We start from the raw sequence: 20,692 nt of genomic DNA, 5'->3' as shown, positions 1-20,692 counted from the left end.
TCATCCTTTTTCCTTTACGTAGCGCTTATCTCTCCCTATCCCATTCCAAATTAAATATGAAAGCAACATTGCCTGCTTATACTTACATAATTGAAATATTACTTGTGATTTCCGATTATTTAATTGGTTAATAGGATAATCTGACAAAACCTCTCTTACAGTGTTATCAGATAGAATTTCTCTAATATTTTTTAAAATATCTCGCAGATGATAATTCTTTGGATTAATTTTCTCTTGAAAAATAACCCTTTTTAAATTAACAAGGTATATTTTTGAAACACGAATTTTAGCTTCTCTGTCATCCTCGCCAAAACGATTAAGTACATAATGGTAATAGTCATTAATCAATTGTAATTTTTTACCATCAAATTTTGTCGAAGTGGATGATAGGTTTAATCGATAGCAATAAGCATCACTTGAAACCAAGTAATTTTCTTTTGAGTATTTTAAGTAATCAAGATTGAATAGTGTGTCCTCTGAAAAGAAGACTCTCTCTGATTGGAAAGTGATGTTATTTGAAGAAATGATATCAGTTTTATAAAGTGAATTCCAAACTGTTCCCTTTATTGAATCCTCTCTATCAGGAATTGCCCCTAAAATTTTATGAGAGAGCTCTTGAGTTGAGACTGTTCGTTCTGGATAAATTTCTTTATAAAAAACTTGCTCTTCATTATCAACCTTTTTATAGCCACCTATCACCAAATCAATACTGTTAATCATTGTCGTAGGTTTAACTAATAACTCTAGATAATTTTTATCAAGATAGTCATCAGAATCAACGAATGTCAACCATTGACCATTAGCCATAGAAATCCCAAAATTCCTCGCAATGCCTTGCCCTTCATTTTGTTTATGGAATAATCTAAACCTGTGATCAATACGACAATAGGCCTCACAAATTTTAGCACTATTATCTGTAGAACCATCATTTACCAAAATAACCTCGAATTCGGAAAAAGTCTGGTTCCTGATACTCTCTAAGCATTGCTCAAGATATTGTTCAACGTTGTAAATTGGGATAATTATTGAAATCATTGTAGTCCCCGTATTGTTAATATATAAGTAGATTTTGATTTATTTTTTCCGTAACAATATAACCCAAACATAACCATATAGTAAACAATATTATTTGTAAAATAGAGCTGATTTGGATTGAAGTTTGAACAGATTATATTTACTAAGAATAAACAAATCGTTAAATCGTAATAAATTGTCTCATCTTTGAAAAACTTCAATGTATTTATTAGTAAATAGAAGTTGAAGAGCACAAATAGAATAAAAATTATGATACCTTGTTCAGCAAGGGTACTAATATACTGAGAGTGAATATAGACATCTGGTAAGGATATCTTAGAATAGATAAATGATCTCCATTGCCCTAAGCCTATACCAGTAAAAAAATGTTCTTTAATCGCAAAATTATATACATTCTCAAATTGAACAAACCTAACTGATGCGGTATTTCCTCTATCAAAAAATAAGATTGCTAAAATTTTATTAAGTGATAATAATACTGCACTAATCCCCAGTACAAATCCAGTGATATACAAGTACAATTGATTCTTAGTGATCCGAATGATGTGGTCTTTCAGAATATTTCTTCCATAGTAGAAAAGTAAACAAATAACAATAGCTACAATACCGATCCTTGTTTGAGAAAGTGCTGTTGCTACAAGCGCTAAAATAAGACAAATCTTTGAAAAATTATCTTTATTTTTTATAACATTAAACAACACAACTATAAATAAAATAGCACCTAAGTTACCCGCAGCATTATTTGATCCTGCTATCCCAATAGCACGATAAGAATCTTTAACCCCTTCAGTATATAAAATATGACCTTCCCAATTAGATAGCAACAGACTTTTTTTGGTAATCAGTTGCAAAATTGAAATACAACCATCTACTAAGGCGAGATAATTAATAGAATATAAAAAATTTTTCAAATTAAGCTTTGGAAAATTGACAAATACAATTAACAATAAAAAAATTGTAATATCAGCTACTAATAACGTAAACAATTTAGGTTGATTATATATTTGTCCTAAATTCCATTGAAGAATATCATAGAAAATTTTTATAATAAAATATGTATATAGGAAATCTATTCTAAAATTCCGACTCAGTGAGAATAAAAATAGTATTAGAATAAAGATGACAGTACTATTTACACTATATGATATATGCTCTCCTACAATTACAAACTTCTCACTACTAAATGAAACATTTATTGCAAATGTAATTATTAGTGGAAACAAGTAAAGTAAGGAGGATTTTTTCTGCTTAAAAACAGCACAATACACAATTGATATGAATAAATAAAATATGAATATTAAAGAAAATCTTAGCACTAAATAAACTCCCATTATCTAAAAAATGACTGTTAATCTAAAATAAATTTTTCTTATCTTTGAAGATAAAAATCCCATCATTTAAATATGACTTAAAACTCGGATAGTATCTCCAAGATTTAATATTGAATAACCATTTCATCACTGAGTTTTTCTCTAAATAATTCACACGAATTTCAGATGTATCAATTAACTTCTTAGTATCAATTATCTGAGTTGATGCTATCTTTTGGTATTCATCAACAAAATGATAATAAGTCATATAAAGATTAATACCATCAATTCTGCTCTCTTTTCCATTTTGGGGTTCAAGTTGCAGTGCTACGTTTTTCCCTGTATATCGTCGTCTTGTCAAAACTATATCAGAGGTGAAAAATCCATTTTGAAGGCTAGCAAGGTAGCAAATGACCCAATCATGTGTAGGTAATTGAATTCCTGATAAATTGATTTCCTGTAATTCTCTGCCAATTTTGTCTTTTTTAAAGGCAAGAGCCATACCAGGATAATTCACCTTAGTAATAAAATTTTCTAATGAGATTTTTTGTACCCCATGATACTCTTGCCCATTTTCTTTAATAACTCTATCATTTTGATCAATAATTTTTGTATTTGAATGAAGCGCTATACAGTCGTTGTGACTTTCAAAAAAATCAAGAATTTTTTCTACTTTATTCACTTCCCATAAGTCGTCTTGATCACACAAAAAAATTGTATCAAAATTAGCTCTATCAATGCCATCCAGAAAATTTTTGATATACCCTATATTCGTTTCTCTTAAAATTTTTTGAATACTAATCTCTTGAGGTAAGTTTCTGCAAAAAGTGTCAATAATCTTTAATGTCGCATCTGTAGAACCATCATCTAAAAATACAATTTCTCTTGGAACTTTTGTTTGATTTATAATTGAATTCAGTTGTGCCAAAAGAAATTCTTCACCATTATATGTTGCTAGAACCACCGATGCATCTATAAATTTTGTCATCACATCTCCTTATCAATCAATACCCAATTTTTATCAATAAGAGGGCAATCAAAATCATTGTTGAACCATTTCGAAGGAGATATAACTATTTTAGTTTCATTTGTTGAAAGCCATTGAGTCCACCAGCTAAAACTACTATTTGAAATTATGAAGTGTTTACATGAACTCATTAATCGTACTTTCTCCCATACAGGATCGGCTCCATCTTCAAAATAGGTCTCACTCTCAGTTATAATATTCTCTTTAGCCCATTCAATATCATCTGAAAATAAAATGAATACAGGATTTTTAAGTAAGACTTTCATTTTGGATACAGCCTTTTCAAAATAAATTCTGTCACATACACTGTGTAAACCACTCACTTCAGGATTTGATTCAAAATCACCTCTTCGAATACTTACACAAACAGATTCTTTTGTAGAAATAATTTCAAATAAATCTCTATTTTTTTCTAATAAGTCAAATTTAGGAGTGAATTCAGAAAGTAATTCTTTACGAATAGTATCAATAAAAATAGGTGACTCAAAATTACCTGAAACAAATTTATTCTTAGCTCCACTAGGTATTGATTTAGGAAGGTTTCTCCTGTACCAATAAACACCATTTTTCTCAAGTAGATTTGTCCACTTTGTTTCATACTCTACCAGTTCAATCATTTGTTCAGGAGAAAATTTTCTCAATCCTAAATAATATGGTATGACGAGTAATTTTTGAATGATTGATGACTCATTGAAGATGACCTTTCCTGATTTTTGGTAAGTAATTGTATGACTAATATTGAAATCTTCCAGTGAATGATAAAAAGTCGGATCTATTTTCCCAGCTTCATCAATTTGATTATAACTTAAACAAATTTCATCACTAGGATAGTGAGTTAACTGAAGATATCTAGCCATCGCATAACGAAACATTTGGTTACCTAATCTCCCATACAATTCCGTATAAATCATAATCTATTACCTTTCAAATTTCGACTTCTCTGGAAAAACTTCTTCGAATAGTTTGACTATTTTTTCTTTAGAACTTTTAAAGTCTAGAACAGATTCTCCATCTTCCAAACATACGAGTTTATGTCTGGAAGATTTCATATTTTGTTCAATTTTTTCAATTTCCTCTTCAATTCCATACATTTTCCCAAAATGGATTGACCTAGGTTTAAATTGTCCTTTTGATAATTGCCAATATCTGACAAACCAATGACTAATGTCATTTAGATTTCTAAACTTATTTTTAGAGGCAAGTTTGACCTCTTCCTTTGCAAATTCAGTTGCTTCTAAAAACTCTGATTTCAAATAAGAAACCGGAATGTGAGTATCATAAAATCCAAGAATATTTGACCAAGGAAGAACACAAATATTTTTAACATTATGTATTCCGTACTTAAAATTGAAATACTTTGTAAAGTTTTTTTTCAAAATACTTCTAGTATTAAATTTCTTATTAATTATTGCAACATTGTTAACAAGTGTGTTGGAAACTGTTCCAGAAATCGGAACGATAGGGCTAAAGATACCGGTATCAAGAGGGAGTCCGTTTTTGAAAAAATCCTCCGGTGATACTTTATCAATGATAAACATATCATCATTAAATAAGACAAAATGCTCTGACAAATCTTTTAAATTGGTAATATTCAACTCAATAACATTGGAATTAAAAGTCGGTAAATACTGAGCATCAATATAATCAGAATGTTTAACAACAACTAGTTTTTCATTATTTATATTTAACCATTCTGGTAAGTGGCCTGCTGTAATCAAAAAAATTTTATTAACCCAAGGAGCATTCTTCTCAACTAAACGAAACCAGTATTTAAAGATATCCCAATCACGATAACGAGAATCCGAATTTAATTTTTCATCACTACCAGTCGCAAACTCATTCTTCTGGGCCAACCATTCTGGATCAGATCCGTCAACCCATGTAACAACAAAATCTATTTTTTCCATTCAACTACCTCTCTGAGAAAATTCAAACTGTAAACTACTGATAGTAACTTTATCCGAGAATAATCAAGTAATGATAAAGCTTCTCTAATTTTTTTCATTTTGAACTTTTGAATACCATCCTGTCATCTCTTCAGCATGCTGTTTCATTGTTTTGATGGTCTGAACCTTTTGACTGTTGACTTTACTTAAATCAACAGAGTTCAACTCCTTGAAGCGATTTTCTGAAGCAACGAGATCTTTTGCCCCAACGCTATCACTTACAAGTACAGTCACCCCATAAGATAAGGCTTCTAAAACAATCAAACCAAAGGTCTCCTTCCAACGACTCGGAACGATTAGGATATCAATCGATTGATAAACGCTATCTCGCTCCGATGACTGAAAACGCCCCTTTTGTTGAATAAAATCATAGGCCCACTCATTTGGGTAATGCCCATAAGTTTGTACGTCATACTGCTCTAGGTTCACTGATTTAGAAAATTCCAAAAAATCAAAATATCCCTTATATTCCTCATCTGGACCAATATAGGCAATCGTTTTTTTAGTAGCTTGTTTTTTTTCTATATCATGTTTCTTTATTGTTGCGTTAGTGATTGAGATAACATCACCCTTAATTGTAAAAGGTAGGTTTTTTGTAAAAACTTCCTTTGTTAACTCTGAATTGAAATGAAACGCATCAATCTTTGAGAAGATATCTTTATAGTAGTTTCTCAAGGAAGAATAATTAGTTGATTCACTGATGTCATCAATATCACGATAAGCAACATGCTTAGGGTTCCTATTAAGCATCTTCAATATTTTTCTAACTAAAGGGTAATAGGAATGTTGAAAGATTCTTAACTTTGAAACACTCAAAGCATCTGCAGACATGATATTCCAAGCTAAGTTCGTATTCTCATCATCAAAAGAATGCTTGTTGTAATAAAAAGATGGAATCGGAGCCAACCCAAAATAGTCGTGGGTCGTATAAACTATAGAAACCCCCAGCATTTTCGCTGCTTCAAAGAATTCTTTATGTAATCCAATTAAGGAATGAACATGAATGCTGTCAAACTCATTGGCTATTAAAAATGCTTTGTAAGTCTCTATATTAGCTTCTGTCATAAATCGCTCTGGCTCGCTAATACCACCAAAAAGCGGCATAGGCAAACTGTTGTAGAGCTCGAAGCATTTAAAATCAGATTTCTTATTAGTTTCTTTAATTCTAACCTTTTCAGAAAATAAAACCTGATTTGCTGGGTATAGAGCCGAAACTTGGTGACCTTGCTTTATTTGTTCATTTATCAAATCAAACGCATAATTCACCAATCCTCCAGTTCTCTCTGGTAGGAAACCTATAGTATAATGTAAAATTTTCATAGTTTATCTAAACAATCTCTCATACTCATCAACAATAAAAGGCCATGTAAAGCGATTCAAAACTTGCTCTGTTGATAGTTTATCCATAACAATAATTTCAGCAGAAGACATTTCTTCACAACTGTCAATCACCTGATGAAGACTTGCTTTATCCCAATAGACCGCGCCATCTCCACCTACTTCACGATTGAAGCCTACATTCAACAATAAATTTAATTTTGTCGAAGCAAGAGCCTCTAAAAGGGATGGATTGGTCCCTCCTACTTCATGACCATGGAAATAGGCATAGGCATTTTCTCGAATATACTTCAATAGCTCTTGATCATAGACCGTTCCAACAAATTTAATACGCTTGTCCTTGTCAAATCCTGTCTCTTTTTTCAATTTATCATAAAAGGCATTCTCTTCAACATTGGTAATAAGCACAAAATCCTTCTCTGAACCTGACTTCATGAACTCTTTAATCATTGTTTCATAATTGTTTTCAGGAACAAATCGGCCTACTACAAGATAGTACTCATTTTCTGAGACATCTTTTTCTGAAAACCAAGAGTGAACATGAGGGTCATCATTCTTTAATTGTGATCTAGACAAATCAGTCCCATAGGCGATATAAGTCGTTTTAGGGCAATACTTGGCGTAATCCTTCTGAATATAGGACTCAATCGTCTTACTATCACAAATCAGTAAATCAGCATACTTAACCATCAGAGATTCTGAGAGCTTCCAATATTTACGAACAGGAAGGCTCCACTTTTCTCGCAACCATTCATGGCCATCTGGATTGACAAATAATTGCCCTCCCAACTCATGAATCTCCTTACGAAACTTACTGATGAAAGGACCTATACGACAAGCTAAAACATAGAAAATCGGACTCTCATCCTTATTAGCTTTTGATAATTGGATAGCTTTCTTCATAGCAGCGATATCATAAGCAATAGCTTTGGCTGGTCCGATATTGGGAACGTCAACACTAAAGCAGGTAGCTCCATTATGTGTAAAGATATCTTCTGAGATTCCTGATTTTTCTGAATTCTCTCTTGTACAAGAAACATAATAATGAATTTCTGAAGCCTTCTGATACTCAGTTAATTTCTCTACAAAGGTTTCAAAACCACCATATTTTGCTGGAATTCCCTTAGATCCTATTATATAAACTGATTTCACTTTTTCTCCTTTTCTTACATAACCTATATGGTCTTTCCAAAGATTATAGAAATACAGCATATATGGCAATGATAATCAGGCGCTTTTCCTGAACGTTATTCACTCAAATTCTATTATAACATGATATTGTGTGTTGTTAACAGAATCTTTTAAATAGTATTACAATTTTCAAAGAAAATTTATCTATTGCATATTGTAAAAATATCTTTCAAACCCTAATATAGATAATTTTTTTACCAAACAATGAAAACACAGTTAATCACGTCTAAAAATATCGCGAGTATAAACTTTTTCGCTAACATCATCTAACTCTGAACTATACCTATTAGCAACAATACTTTGACTTAATTCTTTAAATGTTGCCAAATCATTTACAATTTTTGAGCCAAAGAAAGTTGTCCCATCTTCAAGCGTTGGCTCATATATGATGACATTGGCACCTTTTGCTTTAATACGCTTCATGACTCCTTGGATGGAGCTTTGACGGAAATTATCTGAGTTGCTTTTCATCGTCAAACGATAAATACCAATCGTTACTTCTTTCTCTTGTACCGATGAGTAACTACCTGATTGAGTATAGGCATAGTATCCAGCTAGTTTTAGGACCTGATCTGCAATAAAATCCTTACGTGTTCGATTAGATTCTACAATAGCAGTCATCATATTTTGTGGCACATCATTATAGTTAGCTAGCAACTGCTTTGTATCTTTTGGAAGACAATAACCACCATAACCAAATGAAGGATTATTATAGTCTGACCCAATACGAGGATCCAAGCCAACACCATTGATGATAGCCTGTGTATCCAAACCTTTCATCTCGGCGTAGGTATCAAGCTCATTGAAATACGAGACGCGCAGGGCAAGGTAGGTATTTGCAAATAATTTAACTGCTTCAGCTTCAGTAAAGCCCATAATTAAGGTGTCAATTTCTAACTTTTCCGCGCCATATTGCAAAAGCTGTGCAAATATTTCAACTTTCTCTGTCAAACTCTGATTAGACAAATCAGTTGAAACAATAATCCTACTTGGATAGAGATTATCATACAGGGCCTTAGACTCTCTTAAGAATTCAGGGCTAAAGATGATATTTTCGGTTTGATACTTTTGACGAACGTGCTCTGTAAAACCGACAGGAATTGTGGATTTTATAACCATGATAGCATTGGTATTGACCGCTAGTACTTGTTCAATAACACTCTCAACAGCACTAGTATCAAAATAATTACGTTCGCTATCATAGTTTGTTGGCGCAGCAATAACAATAAAGTCAGCATCCTTATAGGCACTGTTTCCATCCGTAGTCGCCACCAAGTCCAATTCTTTTTCTGATAAAAATCTCTCGATATAATCATCTTGAATAGGAGATTTTTTATTATTTATAAGATCTACCTTTTCGGGTACAATGTCAACTGCTACAACATGGTTGTATTGTGCTAGTAGTGTTGCAATAGACAAGCCAACGTAACCTGTTCCTGCAACTGCAATATTATATTTCGTTTTAACCATAGTTCTTATTATCTCATAGTTCCTTTCTGAACCAAATATCCATTTTCTGTAAATAAAGACTTTTAAATTTTTCCAAGTTGCAGCCTAGTCTATTTGCCTTGTAACAATCTCTCATACTCATCAACAATAAAAGGCCATGTAAAGCGATTCAAAACTTGCTCTGTTGATAGTTTATCCATAACAATAATTTCAGCAGAAGACATTTCTTCACAACTGTCAATCACCTGATGAAGACTTGCTTTATCCCAATAGACCGCACCATCTCCACCTACTTCACGATTGAAGCCTACATTCAACAATAAATTTAATTTTGTCGAAGCAAGAGCCTCTAAAAGGGATGGATTGGTCCCTCCTACCTCATGACCATGGAAATAGGCATAGGCATTTTCTCGAATATACTTCAATAGCTCTTGATCATAGACCGTTCCAACAAATTTAATACGCTTGTCCTTGTCAAATCCTGTCTCTTTTTTCAATTTATCATAGAAGGCATTCTCTTCAACATTGGTAATAAGCACAAAATCCTTCTCCGAACCTGACTTCATGAACTCTTTAATCATTGTTTCATAATTGTTTTCAGGAACAAATCGGCCTACTACAAGATAGTACTCATTTTCTGAGACATCTTTTTCTGAAAACCAAGAGCGAACATGAGGATCATCATTCTTTAATTGTGATCTAGACAAATCAGTCCCATAGGCGATATAAGTAGTCTTAGGACAATACTTGGCGTAATCCTTCTGAATATAGGACTCAATCGTCTTACTATCACAAATCAGTAAATCAGCATACTTAACCATCAGAGACTCTGAGAGCTTCCAATATTTACGAACAGGAAGGCTCCACTTTTCTCGCAACCATTCATGGCCATCTGGATTGACAAATAATTGCCCTCCCAACTCATGAATCTCCTTACGAAACTTACTGATGAAAGGACCTATACGACAAGCTAAAACATAGAAAATCGGACTCTCATCCTTATTAGCTTTTGATAATTGGATAGCTTTCTTCATAGCAGCGATATCATAAGCAATAGCTTTAGCTGGTCCGATATTGGGAACGTCAACACTAAAGCAGGTGGCTCCATTATGTGTAAAGATATCTTCTGAGATTCCTGATTTTTCTGAATTCTCTCTTGTACAAGAAACATAATAATGAATTCCTGAATCCTTCTGATACTCAGTTAATTTCTCTACAAAGGTTTCAAAACCACCATATTTTGCTGGAATTCCCTTAGATCCTATTATATAAACTGATTTCACTTTTTCTCCTTTTCTTACATAACCTATATGGTCTTTCCAAAGATTATAGAAATACAGCATATATGGCAATGATAATCAGGCACTTTTCCTGAACGTTATTCACTCAAATTCTATTATAACATGATATTGTGTGTTGCTGATATCTTTTTAAAATAACTAAAATAGTTTTTAATCAAGATACTATTATCAAACCAATTGACTTTGTATATAAGGAAAATTAACTGTCAATGCTGCATAATGTTTAGCCGCTTAACCCTTTGTTGCTATTACTCCTTTTAGAAATCTAAAACCACTAGATTACTAATAGCAACTACTCAACAGTATCAACATCCCTTTAAGGACAAATAAAAAGAGAACCTTTATAAGTGTTCTCTTTTTTAATGTAACTATAATCAAACAACTAACTATCCAATAAACTTGAAATTCCAAATGATAAAGGAATAGCTAACATATAAACCGCATCAATTCTCAATGTATTGTTGTACATCATAATAACAGGTATCAAGGTTAATAAGACAAGACTCAATGAGTGGTAACTATCCCTTGCTCTTGATTTCAATAGGATATACCAACAAATGCCAAATGGCATCAAATAAAGTACCAATCCCAAAAAACCAGTTTCAATAAATAAAAAGGCAAGGCTGAACCAATCATAGTGACTAGAGGAGTTTGCGAGATAAAATTGACTCATCAATAGACTAGTATTCGAAACTTCTGCTGATCCTAAACCGATTCCAAAAAGATTTGGCAACAAGGCCCAATGAAAGAAAAACTTGTTTATGTCTGAAATTGCAAATAAACGACTTAAGTCTTGTTGACCAGTATAGCTATTAGTAGCCGTTTGAATAATTTTACTTAGGCTAAAAAAGTTATTAAAGTCAGGGAATAGCTGATAAAGAATTGGAATTGCAACAGAGAACAATGCTCCAAAGATCAAAAATAGCACACCCAAATTGGCTATTTTACGCCATGTTAACTGTCCATAAAGGTAGGATAGAAGCAATACAACAATTAATTCGATAAACATTATTTTTAATTCTGCGATGGCAGAAATAAAAATAACAACTGCTACTATTGAAACCAAATTCAAAAAATTCAGCTTATTGTAATGATTGTACACAACAGCCATAACAACATACACCAATAAAAAGATGTGCATATAGGTATTAGCTGAACCGATTGTTGTCCCGAATATCCCCCCAATTTTATCCATCGTAAAACCATATACAAGATATTGAATGACTACTTGGAGAGCATTAAAAAGAAATGCAATTGAAAACAGTGACCAAAATTTGCTAATTAAAGACTTGTTAAGTACAATCGAACTGATTAAAAACAAGGCTATGAATCGTACGTTATTTCTCAAGCCAAACACATATAACAATGGCGTTGTGGTAACTACCATATTTGTCAAAAAGCCTATCGTGAAAAAGATAACCCAAATCCAAAATGCTAATTTCAAAAATGTTGGCAGTTTCTGAACTTGATAGGACAATAATAATTTTGCTATCATTGCAATTAATAGCAAATCACTTAAATAAGATATGTGCATGGCTACGGTTCCAGCACTAATATAAAATTGGGACTCTAAGGTGAATAAAATAAAATACAAGAGCGCTGTCGGAAGGTGATTGATATGATAGGCTCCTAAAACAACAATCAGCAACAAGACCGAATAGGCTATTGGGCTAAGAGGAATGAAAGCTTCTAAAAGCATAATTAAGAAAGTTACTATAACAAAAATATTAAAATAACTCAATGAAAATTTCAATGATTTATCCAAGATCAACCCCCTATTTCTTTTCTAACTGTCGTTTACATGCAGACAGACCCTTTTTGATACCAGAAACAATTTTTCCTATCATCGTTGACTGAAGATGATCGTAATAATAAATAAGAAGTTTATCTTTCCGACTTAACCAAGTTTCGTCATAGTGATGAATAGAGTAGGTATTATCTGTAAATCTATCTGGATTTCCAAAATAAGAACGTGGACACAAGTAATCTGTCGGTAAGATAACCACACCATCAATCTCTTGTTTCGTATCCTGAGGTAATAAACCTAAGCCCTCTAAAAGTGATGAGGTAACCGTTACACAAGTTGGAAAATTATTTTCTGGGGTCCATGAGTGATAAAATGACATATTTTGTTCTAGAAATGGATGTCCTGCTACCATTCCAAATCCTAGACCTGTATTAACTCTTGAGATTTCCTCTAAGCCTAAAAAGCCATCCAATGACAATAAATCATCTAAGGACTTAATCAGTTCAACATCTGTATCAAGATAGATTCCACCTTCACGATAAATAATATGCAATCTTGCATAGTCTGAAACGTACGCATATTTTTTATTGTCATAGGCTTGTTTGGTGAATGGTAGGCTATCAACATCGAAATTAGTTTCATCCCATCTAATAATCTCATAGTCTGGGCAATAACGACGCCAAGAAGCAATACACTTCTCTACGGAATCTGGCAATTCTTTTTTACCAAACCAACAATAATGTATTTTTTTAGGAATCATTACCTCTGACCTTTCGAATTTTTTCCATGACATAATTGGAAGAATCCAATCTGACAATATGATCTGATGGAATGTCTTCTGTAATCACACAGTTAGCGCCAATAACGACGTTATCACCTACGGTAACCCCTTTAAGTATCATGACATTACTAGAAATCCAGCAATTACGTCCAATCTTAACGGGACTAGTGATATCACCTTGCTCTCGAATAAGTTGAGCTTCTAGATTAAAACGATGATTATGGTCGTAAATTTTGACATTTTCTCCCATTATTGTATCATCTCCAATAGAAACACTTTCCTTAGCAAAAATAGTTGAGCCATAATTCAAAAAACAGTTTTTTCCAATTGACACTCTTCCATGATCCATTGCATGTATCACTACTCTATTTCGCCAAATCGTTCCTTCTCCCAAGACGACTCTCTTTTTGTAAAGTAACTTCCACAACATACGGTCCCACTTATTCTTATAGCGGTAATATAATAAAATATGTCCGTGTGCCATAATTCCTCTTTCAATTCTTATATAAATTCAACAGCATCAATTGAGCAATAACTTTATCCTTAATCGGTAGTGTTGGATGTTTTAGTAAACTGCTGTTATACTGCCTCAATTGCTTTTGTAAATAATGCTTTTCATCCTTTTTATCTTCGAAATGACTCATCAAACATCTATGCAATAAATAGTAGACATTCATTGCGTAATAGTAATTAAATTCCGAATGTAAATCGGGGAAATGATGACTAATAAAAGTTGACAGTTCACTCAAATGATTTTCTAGATTGACCCTATCTCGAGTACGATAAACAGTTGACTGACTAATACTTTCAGGACGTCCTCGATAGTAATAATCATAAGTGCCAGAATGGGCAATGGCTCCACTTTTTTCAAATAACTTGTAAAACGTCGCAATATCTTCACAATTTTTTCCAACAGGAAAACGAATATCAGTAAATAAGGATCTACGGTATAATTTATCCCAGGCAGCAACATCTATTTCTTGAGAGCGAAAGACACTTGTGAGGGCTTCACTCACCGTAAACTGCTTTGATTTTGAACCAAAAGCCATAGCTTTGGTAGCACCATGCTCGTCTGTTAGATAACGACCACAAGATACTAAATCAACGTGATACTTTTCTTGACACTTAATCAAATGCTCATAAAAATAAGGAGAGAGAAAATCATCACTATCTACAAAACTGATAAAGTCTCCCGTGGATCTATCAATCCCCCAGTTTCGAGCATCCGATAAACCCCCATTAGATTTATGAACAACCGTAATACGCTCATCTTTCTGAGCATACTCATCACAGATCAGACCCGACCTATCTGTCGAACCATCATCAACAAGAATAATTTCTAATTCTGAATATGTTTGTGTAATGATACTTTCCAAACAAGTTTCAAGATAGTCTTCCACACCGTAAACAGGAACTATAACGCTAATCTTTTTCATGACTCTCCCTTATCTAATATACCACGATGGGAAAAACTGGAATAATAACACTTTAGTTCTCTCTTTTACATTCAAGGCCCTTTTTAATGCAAACGTGAAGGGCATGCTTTCAATTTGCCAGCCTTTTATTTTCCATGATCTACAATTGCTGAGGTAATACTTTACCCAAACACCATCTAAATAGCGACGATAGTCTTTATCATCAACAGTTTCTAAAATATCGAACCAGTCTTTATACACTTGAAGCGAATGTTTTTGATTACGATCAAGTTGGACAGATGTCATAATAGAATTTTCCCTAATAATATAATGATAAAACACTTTTTTCAAATAAACAACCTTATTTGCCGCTAAATACAATCTTGGGAGCATCTGTACATCTTCAAATAGAATCCCTTGTTTAAAAAACAAGTGGTTATCAATTAAAAATTGTCTTCTATAGAGGTTAAAACAGGCAGGCGCATACCATTCATTTGACTTGATAGCCTCAATCACGAAATCTCGCGAATGGTAAACTTTACCGGGAGTAGCATGAGTGTGTTCGATATAAGAAACTGCATCGCCATCAATTTTTTGACAGTCTGCTAAAATAATATCATTTTGACCATCACAATAAGGCAAAAATGATTCACAGCTATCTAATGCAATATAATCATCTGAATCGACGTACATTAGATAGTCTCCTTGGGCAACTCGTAAGCCTGAATTTCTAGCTGCAGATAAACCACCATTTTCTTGGTGGACAACTGTTATTCTAGAATCAGATGCTGCCAATTCATCACACATCTCTCCACTAGCATCGGTACTACCATCATTCACTAATATAATTTCAATATTGGTATAAGTTTGTTGCATTAAACTCTCTACACAACGTTTTAAATAGTCCGATACATTATATACAGGGACTACAATACTTATTAATTCTTCATTCATTTCCATAATTTTTCGATTAATCAATATCAATCAAAATCCAATCTTTTTCAATGAGATCTGCCGAATAATCATTTCTAAACCACTTAGAGGGTGAAATCACAAGCTTATCTTTAGCCGTAGAAAGATATTGGGACCACCAACTAAAGGAGCTGTTAGATAAAATAAAATGTTGACAGGAACTCATTAAACGTAATTTTTCCCAAACGGGATCATCTCCACTTTCATAGTAAGTTGGGGCATCTGTCACAATATTTTCTTTAACCCATTCAATGTCATCCGAAAACATAAAGAAAGTAACATCAGGATTAATTTCTTTCATTTTAGCGATAGCTCTTTCAAAGTAGGATTTGTCACAAATACTATGAAGATTCTTAATCGTAGTATCTCTCTCAAAGTCCCCTCGTCTAACGGATAAACAAACTGATGTCGTTGACGCAATGCGCTTGTACAAATCGTCGTTAGATGGTAATGGCGCATACTTTGGTTGTAACTCTTTCAACAAAATATCTCGATGTTCATCAAAATACGCCTTTGCTTCAAGGTTTCCAGATACGAATTTATGTTTAGCTTTAGAATACTTTGGTTTAATAAAGCCAGTTCTGAACCAATACAAGCCCTGATTATTCAGGTATTTCTCCCATTTTTTCTGATATCTGTATTGTTCCGTCATCTGTTTAGGAGTAAAACGACGTAAGCCTGCGTAATACGGTATTAGTACTAACTTTTGAAGGAGTGAACTTTCATTAAAAAGAACCTTTCCTTTCTTAGGGTATACTGTATATGGAGCAACATGATAGTCTTCTAAAGCATTATAGTATGTTGGGTCTTCTAGCGCCATTTGGTCAATCTGATCAAAACTTATTACTAACTCTTCCTCAGGGTAGTGGCTCAATTGCAAGGACCTAGCCATCGCATAACGAAACAATTGATTGCCTGTTCTGCCATACATTTCCAAAAAAATCATCTATTTCCTCAATCTATTTTTTAATATTCAATCACTTCCGTATAAATCTGACTCACCTTATTTACACGATCTGACATACTGACCACCCAATTTGGCGTCTTATCAGATTTTCAAACGCTAGTAATTTTTGGCAGAGATCATCCAAGTCCGAATAAATACAAGAATTGTCAACAAAATCTTTCAATTCTATATTGTGATTAACAAAGACAACTACTTCTACTACTATTTTGGAAACTCAGTGGTTATCATATTAATAGAAGTTTTTGAAAAATTGTTTTTTGTGGAATCCATGATAACGCCATCTCATCCTCATCGATAAAAACTGCTGTTTTGATGTCAATGCTACAGTAGTGTATTCTCTTGCTTCTGATACAAGATGATCTTGGTCGACTAATTCAACAGGGATAGCTTTAATTAAACCAATCAAAAAATCAAATACTTCTGAACGAAGTTGTTTGTCTCTTATCTTCATGCATTTCATCAATTGAAAAGTGACGTGATTGTATTTGACTGTCTCTATCAGACTTCTATGTTGTTTATAAAAATCATAACCTTGTCCTTCAACATGCTCAAATACCTCTGCAATGGCCTTTAAGCGAGCGTCATAGCTTTTACTTACTGACCCATCATAAACACGATAATATAGAACTTTATGATCGATACAAACGACCTTAGGAGATTGAGCCAACACTCTCAAAAATAGATTTAAATCTTGCGCGATTCGAATTGGTTCAAAAATCAGTTCATTATCCAGCAAAAATTGTCTTCTAAACATCTTATTACCTGGAAAAGGACTGGTATAGATAACATCTGATGCTTCAAGAATCTGTCCTTTTTCAAGCCTTGTAATCTCATTATCAGGAACAGTCTCAATGATATCACCTTGACGATTGATCAAAGAATAATCACCAATAACAAGATCTACTTCTCCAGCAACTGTCGCATCAACATAAGCTTGTATTGTTCCGTCAGGTAAAATATCATCAGAATCTAGGAATAAGACATAATCACCTGTCGCTAACTTAAATCCCGTATTTTTTGCTTTTCCTACACCTTGGTTTTCTTGATAAACATATGAAATTCGTGAGTCTTGGTAAGTATTTAAAATTTTTTTGGTAGAATCTGTCGAACCATCATCGACACAGATAATTTCAATATTATGGTAAGTTTGACGCAACACTGACTCGATATTAGCTGCTAAAAACTCTTCCACATTATACATGGGAATAACTACTGATACTGTTATATTAGACATTTCTTTTTAATAACCTCATTAAAAATGTTTGAAGGGTTGTTAGTACCAACTTCTCCTTGAGTCCGATTAAGACTAAGAGATAGACTGTAAAGAAGATAAAAGAAGATACCACTAAAATAATAAATGGGCTTGTAAAACCTAAAAGTGATAAAGACAACTCTGACAGAACAAGCGCTAGGATAGTTGCAAAAGCTATCTTGTTTAGTCCGATAGTCTTTACAATATTTTTCAGCATACGTCTTATCGCATATAATTGAACCGCTGCTAAGACACCTTCTGATACTGAACCAGCAAACGCTGCACCTGATGCTCCTATAAATGGAATCAAGATTAAATTTAAGATGATATTGACAACACAAGTCAATAGAGTAGAGCGCAAAACAACCTTTTCATGGTTCATAGGGACTAGGATCTGGTTAACAGCAAATCCAGAAATTCCCATAAAGAAGACTGACGGAAGAATGAGCCGTAAGGGTAAAATAGCCTTTGTAAATCCATCTCCCGAGATAAAGTAAATAACTTCCTTAGAATAGCAAATGGAATAGATTGTCAATGGAATAGACAAGAGTAAAATGAAATTTAATGCCTTGCTAACTAACAGTTGAAAACCATCATGATCTTTTTTTTCATAAAATTTTGTTAACCTAGGCAGCAAGACTGCACTAAAGGAAGCTAGTAAACTAGCTAATAGCTGTTTGATTCTGACAGCTACGGAAAAGTAACCTACTTGCTCATTACTTTTCATGAATCCTAGAAGTGTTGTATCAAGACTTGAAAATAGGGTCCATGATGCCGAAATTAAGAAAAAAGTGACAATTGGCGTTATGTGCTGAGTAATATTAACTCGACGGACCAATTTAATATCAATGATATCTCGTAAATTCCAAAAATTCATCAGATTGGATCCAACAGAGGCAAAAATCGTTAGAGCTCCGTAGATAACATAATCTTGACTATCTCGAACAAGCAAAAACATAATCAAGATTGAAATCAGCTTAAACACAATGGATCGTATTGTAATATAAGAATACTTTTCTAAGGCTTTGTATAGCCATTCGACCCCTAGTACGTTGAAAAACAATGTCGAACACATGATGTAGTACAATGTTTTGTCCGCCTGTAACTTAGGAATCACTGCTACTGATCCTAAAAAGATCGCGATTGATAGTGACATGACAATTGCATTAACGATGATTAACTCTACAACTGTTTTCGTCAACTTTTCTTTATCATCCAGATATTTTGCACAGATTCGAATACCATAAGTTGGGATGCCTAGCATACCAAACATAGTGAAATAAGAGATATAAGAAATAGCAAAATTAACCACTCCTAGACCAGAAGCCCCTAAAACCCTTGAAACATAAGGGAAAGTGATTAAAGGAAAAATAAAGTTTGAAATTGTAAGAATAAAATTCATTAAGAAGTTTATTTTAATTGATAAATTTTTTTTCATGTCTTAATCTATTGAATCACTCAAATTCGCTTGCATAAAGAATTGGTAATACCATTGCGCAAATTCGCGTAAACCAGCTCTCAGGGATGTCTCTGGTTTGAAGCCATAGTCCTTTTCTAAGGCACTGGTATCTGCAAAAGTCTTTTCAACATCCCCAGGTTGCATAGGAACTAACTTAATATGCTTATTTAATTCAAAATCCTCTGGTAATACCTTCGCTGTAACCAATTCCTCTTTTAAGATAGTTACAAAATCTAGTAAATTTTCAGGACTGCTATTTCCTATGTTGTAGACCCTGTAAGGTACATCGGAGGATTCACGCGATGATTTTTCAAAGTTAGAAGAGTTAAACACAATTCTCATAATACCTTCGATAATATCATCGATATAAGTAAAATCTCGTTGGCAATTTCCATAATTAAAAATATTAATGGTCTCACCCTTAACCAACTTATCAGTAAATCCAAAATAAGCCATATCTGGTCGACCAGCTGGTCCATAGACTGTAAAGAACCTTAGACCAGTTGACGGAATCCCATATAATTTTGAGTAGGCATGAGCAAACAACTCATTGGATTTTTTAGTTGCTGCATACAAAGACACCGGATTATCAACTTTATCTTCAACGCTGTATGGAATATTAGCATTTGAACCATAAACCGATGACGATGATGCATAAATTAAGTGCTCTACCCCAGACTTCCCATCATCGTAAGAATGTCGACAAGCTTCTAAAATATTATAGAAGCCTAAAACATTCGCTTCGATATAAGCATCTGGATTCTTAATCGAATAACGCACACCAGCCTGTGCAGCTAGATTAATCACAACATCCGGCTGGTAAGTTTCAAAAATGGAATCGATCAATGATTTATCAGCCAAAGAGCCTTTTATAAACACCCATTTATCTGAAAAAAGTTTCTGAGAGAATTCGTTAATTCTTTTTAAACGTTCATCTTTTAATGAAACATCGTAATAATCAGATAAATTATCTAACCCAATAATTTGCTCAACACCGTCACTAGCCAAGAGCGCCATGACAAGATTACTACCAATAAACCCGGCTGCCCCAGTTACAAAAATTCTTTTCTTTTTCATATTAACTTATCCTATAAGACTACTTGTCTAATCTTAAATTTCAAATATTTTAAACAAACACTATTTTATAGAATACTATATTTTTCAATACTTTTCAATATTATTTAGACAGTAAAAGTAAATAAACATCCCGAAACAAATAAAGTATAATGTAGGTAATCTATATCAATAAAAACGGTTTCTCATAATAGCAAAAATCCTTCTGAAGTCTCACTCCTATTTGCAATTTACTATCTTAATAATTTTATCATCGTCACCCGATTCGTTAATCACATTATATCACAAATTCGTTATTCATTAGGAATCGGTAACCTCCACTAGTATCAAATCATCACTACAGATACAGCTTATTTTTAAAATCTAAAAGAGAGGAGCAATATTGCCCCTCTCTTTTAGATTTATATCACTCATTGATAATGAATTCT

General features: G+C 33.3%; 18 protein-coding genes. All 18 read right to left on the bottom strand.

Annotated elements, in window-relative coordinates; all coding sequences use genetic code 11:
* The 18 genes from JOC31_RS04045 to JOC31_RS03960 all read right to left on the bottom strand — a co-directional run bounded on the left by JOC31_RS04045 (position 1) and on the right by JOC31_RS03960 (position 20,267).
* Entirely contained in the window at positions 1-1,035 is a 1,035-nt protein-coding gene (locus JOC31_RS04045) for a glycosyltransferase family 2 protein (protein ID WP_205016890.1), read from the bottom strand.
* On the bottom strand, positions 1,032-2,021 hold the full coding sequence (locus tag JOC31_RS04040; RefSeq protein ID WP_205016889.1) for an O-antigen ligase family protein: 990 nt from the start codon (positions 2,019-2,021) through the stop codon (positions 1,032-1,034). Before JOC31_RS04040 ends, JOC31_RS04045 begins: the two co-directional genes overlap by 4 nt.
* 367 nt (positions 2,022-2,388) lie before the next feature.
* Positions 2,389-3,333 carry a glycosyltransferase gene (locus tag JOC31_RS04035; RefSeq protein WP_205016888.1) on the bottom strand — a complete coding sequence of 315 codons (945 nt, stop codon included), beginning with the start codon at positions 3,331-3,333 and terminating at the stop codon, positions 2,389-2,391.
* Positions 3,333-4,283 (bottom strand): alpha-1,2-fucosyltransferase, encoded by a 951-nt coding sequence (locus JOC31_RS04030; RefSeq protein WP_205016887.1) that lies wholly within the window; start codon positions 4,281-4,283, stop codon positions 3,333-3,335. Before JOC31_RS04030 ends, JOC31_RS04035 begins: the two co-directional genes overlap by 1 nt.
* Positions 4,284-4,289: 6 nt before the next feature.
* Positions 4,290-5,279 carry a stealth family protein gene (locus JOC31_RS04025; RefSeq protein WP_205016886.1) on the bottom strand — a complete coding sequence of 330 codons (990 nt, stop codon included), beginning with the start codon at positions 5,277-5,279 and terminating at the stop codon, positions 4,290-4,292.
* 84 nt (positions 5,280-5,363) lie between these two features.
* The gene (locus tag JOC31_RS04020; protein WP_205016885.1) at positions 5,364-6,638 is read right to left on the bottom strand and encodes a glycosyltransferase; all 1,275 of its coding nucleotides are present in this window, start codon (positions 6,636-6,638) and stop codon (positions 5,364-5,366) included.
* Between the two features lie 3 nt (positions 6,639-6,641).
* Complete coding sequence (gene cps2T / locus JOC31_RS04015; protein ID WP_205016884.1) at positions 6,642-7,808, bottom strand: beta 1-4 rhamnosyltransferase Cps2T; 1,167 nt, start codon at positions 7,806-7,808, stop codon at positions 6,642-6,644.
* Positions 7,809-8,063: 255 nt separating this feature from the next.
* Complete coding sequence (locus JOC31_RS04010) at positions 8,064-9,317, bottom strand: nucleotide sugar dehydrogenase (RefSeq protein WP_205016883.1); 1,254 nt, start codon at positions 9,315-9,317, stop codon at positions 8,064-8,066.
* An 89-nt stretch (positions 9,318-9,406) separates the two neighbouring features.
* Positions 9,407-10,579 (bottom strand): beta 1-4 rhamnosyltransferase Cps2T, encoded by a 1,173-nt coding sequence (gene cps2T / locus JOC31_RS04005; protein ID WP_205016882.1) that lies wholly within the window; start codon positions 10,577-10,579, stop codon positions 9,407-9,409.
* A gap of 400 nt (positions 10,580-10,979) precedes the next feature.
* Positions 10,980-12,362, bottom strand: coding sequence for a hypothetical protein (locus tag JOC31_RS04000; protein ID WP_205016881.1), 1,383 nt, complete (start codon positions 12,360-12,362; stop codon positions 10,980-10,982).
* A 10-nt stretch (positions 12,363-12,372) separates the two neighbouring features.
* Positions 12,373-13,104, bottom strand: coding sequence for a glycosyltransferase family 32 protein (locus JOC31_RS03995; protein WP_205016880.1), 732 nt, complete (start codon positions 13,102-13,104; stop codon positions 12,373-12,375).
* Positions 13,094-13,609, bottom strand: coding sequence for an acyltransferase (locus JOC31_RS03990; RefSeq protein ID WP_205016879.1), 516 nt, complete (start codon positions 13,607-13,609; stop codon positions 13,094-13,096). The genes JOC31_RS03995 and JOC31_RS03990 overlap by 11 nt, the downstream gene beginning before the upstream one ends.
* A 10-nt stretch (positions 13,610-13,619) precedes the next feature.
* Positions 13,620-14,561, bottom strand: a complete 942-nt coding sequence (locus JOC31_RS03985; RefSeq protein ID WP_205016878.1) for a glycosyltransferase family 2 protein — start codon at positions 14,559-14,561, stop codon at positions 13,620-13,622.
* 9 nt (positions 14,562-14,570) lie between these two features.
* A complete protein-coding gene (locus JOC31_RS03980; RefSeq protein WP_205016877.1) occupies positions 14,571-15,500 on the bottom strand; it encodes a glycosyltransferase in 930 nt (309 codons plus the stop codon).
* A 10-nt stretch (positions 15,501-15,510) separates the two neighbouring features.
* Complete coding sequence (locus JOC31_RS03975; protein WP_205016876.1) at positions 15,511-16,458, bottom strand: alpha-1,2-fucosyltransferase; 948 nt, start codon at positions 16,456-16,458, stop codon at positions 15,511-15,513.
* A 250-nt stretch (positions 16,459-16,708) separates the two neighbouring features.
* Entirely contained in the window at positions 16,709-17,713 is a 1,005-nt protein-coding gene (locus JOC31_RS03970; RefSeq protein ID WP_205016875.1) for a glycosyltransferase family 2 protein, read from the bottom strand.
* Positions 17,706-19,133 carry a flippase gene (locus JOC31_RS03965; protein WP_239551645.1) on the bottom strand — a complete coding sequence of 476 codons (1,428 nt, stop codon included), beginning with the start codon at positions 19,131-19,133 and terminating at the stop codon, positions 17,706-17,708. The genes JOC31_RS03970 and JOC31_RS03965 overlap by 8 nt, the downstream gene beginning before the upstream one ends.
* Positions 19,134-19,172: 39 nt before the next feature.
* Positions 19,173-20,267 carry an NAD-dependent epimerase/dehydratase family protein gene (locus JOC31_RS03960; RefSeq protein ID WP_205016873.1) on the bottom strand — a complete coding sequence of 365 codons (1,095 nt, stop codon included), beginning with the start codon at positions 20,265-20,267 and terminating at the stop codon, positions 19,173-19,175.
* Between the last annotated feature and the right edge of the window lie 425 nt (positions 20,268-20,692).

Origin of the sequence: Streptococcus saliviloxodontae, from assembly GCF_016908655.1 — a bacterium.
In the GTDB taxonomy this organism is placed as follows: Bacteria; Bacillota; Bacilli; order Lactobacillales; family Streptococcaceae; genus Streptococcus; species Streptococcus saliviloxodontae.
The sequence above is the reverse complement of the archived record's forward strand: the minus strand, read 5'-3'. Positions and strand labels throughout refer to the sequence as shown.

What these genes read in the sequence shown, in the direction of transcription:
- JOC31_RS04045 (WP_205016890.1), bottom strand. Translation starts at nt 1,035, where the DNA reads ATGATTTCAATAATTATCCCAATTTACAACGTTGAACAATATCTTGAG.
- JOC31_RS04035 (WP_205016888.1), bottom strand. Translation starts at nt 3,333, where the DNA reads ATGACAAAATTTATAGATGCATCGGTGGTTCTAGCAACATATAATGGT.
- JOC31_RS04030 (WP_205016887.1), bottom strand. Translation starts at nt 4,283, where the DNA reads ATGATTTATACGGAATTGTATGGGAGATTAGGTAACCAAATGTTTCGT.
- JOC31_RS04025 (WP_205016886.1), bottom strand. Translation starts at nt 5,279, where the DNA reads ATGGAAAAAATAGATTTTGTTGTTACATGGGTTGACGGATCTGATCCA.
- JOC31_RS04020 (WP_205016885.1), bottom strand. Translation starts at nt 6,638, where the DNA reads ATGAAAATTTTACATTATACTATAGGTTTCCTACCAGAGAGAACTGGA.
- JOC31_RS04010 (WP_205016883.1), bottom strand. Translation starts at nt 9,317, where the DNA reads ATGGTTAAAACGAAATATAATATTGCAGTTGCAGGAACAGGTTACGTT.
- JOC31_RS03995 (WP_205016880.1), bottom strand. Translation starts at nt 13,104, where the DNA reads ATGATTCCTAAAAAAATACATTATTGTTGGTTTGGTAAAAAAGAATTG.
- JOC31_RS03990 (WP_205016879.1), bottom strand. Translation starts at nt 13,609, where the DNA reads ATGGCACACGGACATATTTTATTATATTACCGCTATAAGAATAAGTGG.
- JOC31_RS03985 (WP_205016878.1), bottom strand. Translation starts at nt 14,561, where the DNA reads ATGAAAAAGATTAGCGTTATAGTTCCTGTTTACGGTGTGGAAGACTAT.
- JOC31_RS03980 (WP_205016877.1), bottom strand. Translation starts at nt 15,500, where the DNA reads ATGGAAATGAATGAAGAATTAATAAGTATTGTAGTCCCTGTATATAAT.
- JOC31_RS03975 (WP_205016876.1), bottom strand. Translation starts at nt 16,458, where the DNA reads ATGATTTTTTTGGAAATGTATGGCAGAACAGGCAATCAATTGTTTCGT.
- JOC31_RS03970 (WP_205016875.1), bottom strand. Translation starts at nt 17,713, where the DNA reads ATGTCTAATATAACAGTATCAGTAGTTATTCCCATGTATAATGTGGAA.
- JOC31_RS03965 (WP_239551645.1), bottom strand. Translation starts at nt 19,133, where the DNA reads ATGAATTTTATTCTTACAATTTCAAACTTTATTTTTCCTTTAATCACT.
- JOC31_RS03960 (WP_205016873.1), bottom strand. Translation starts at nt 20,267, where the DNA reads ATGAAAAAGAAAAGAATTTTTGTAACTGGGGCAGCCGGGTTTATTGGT.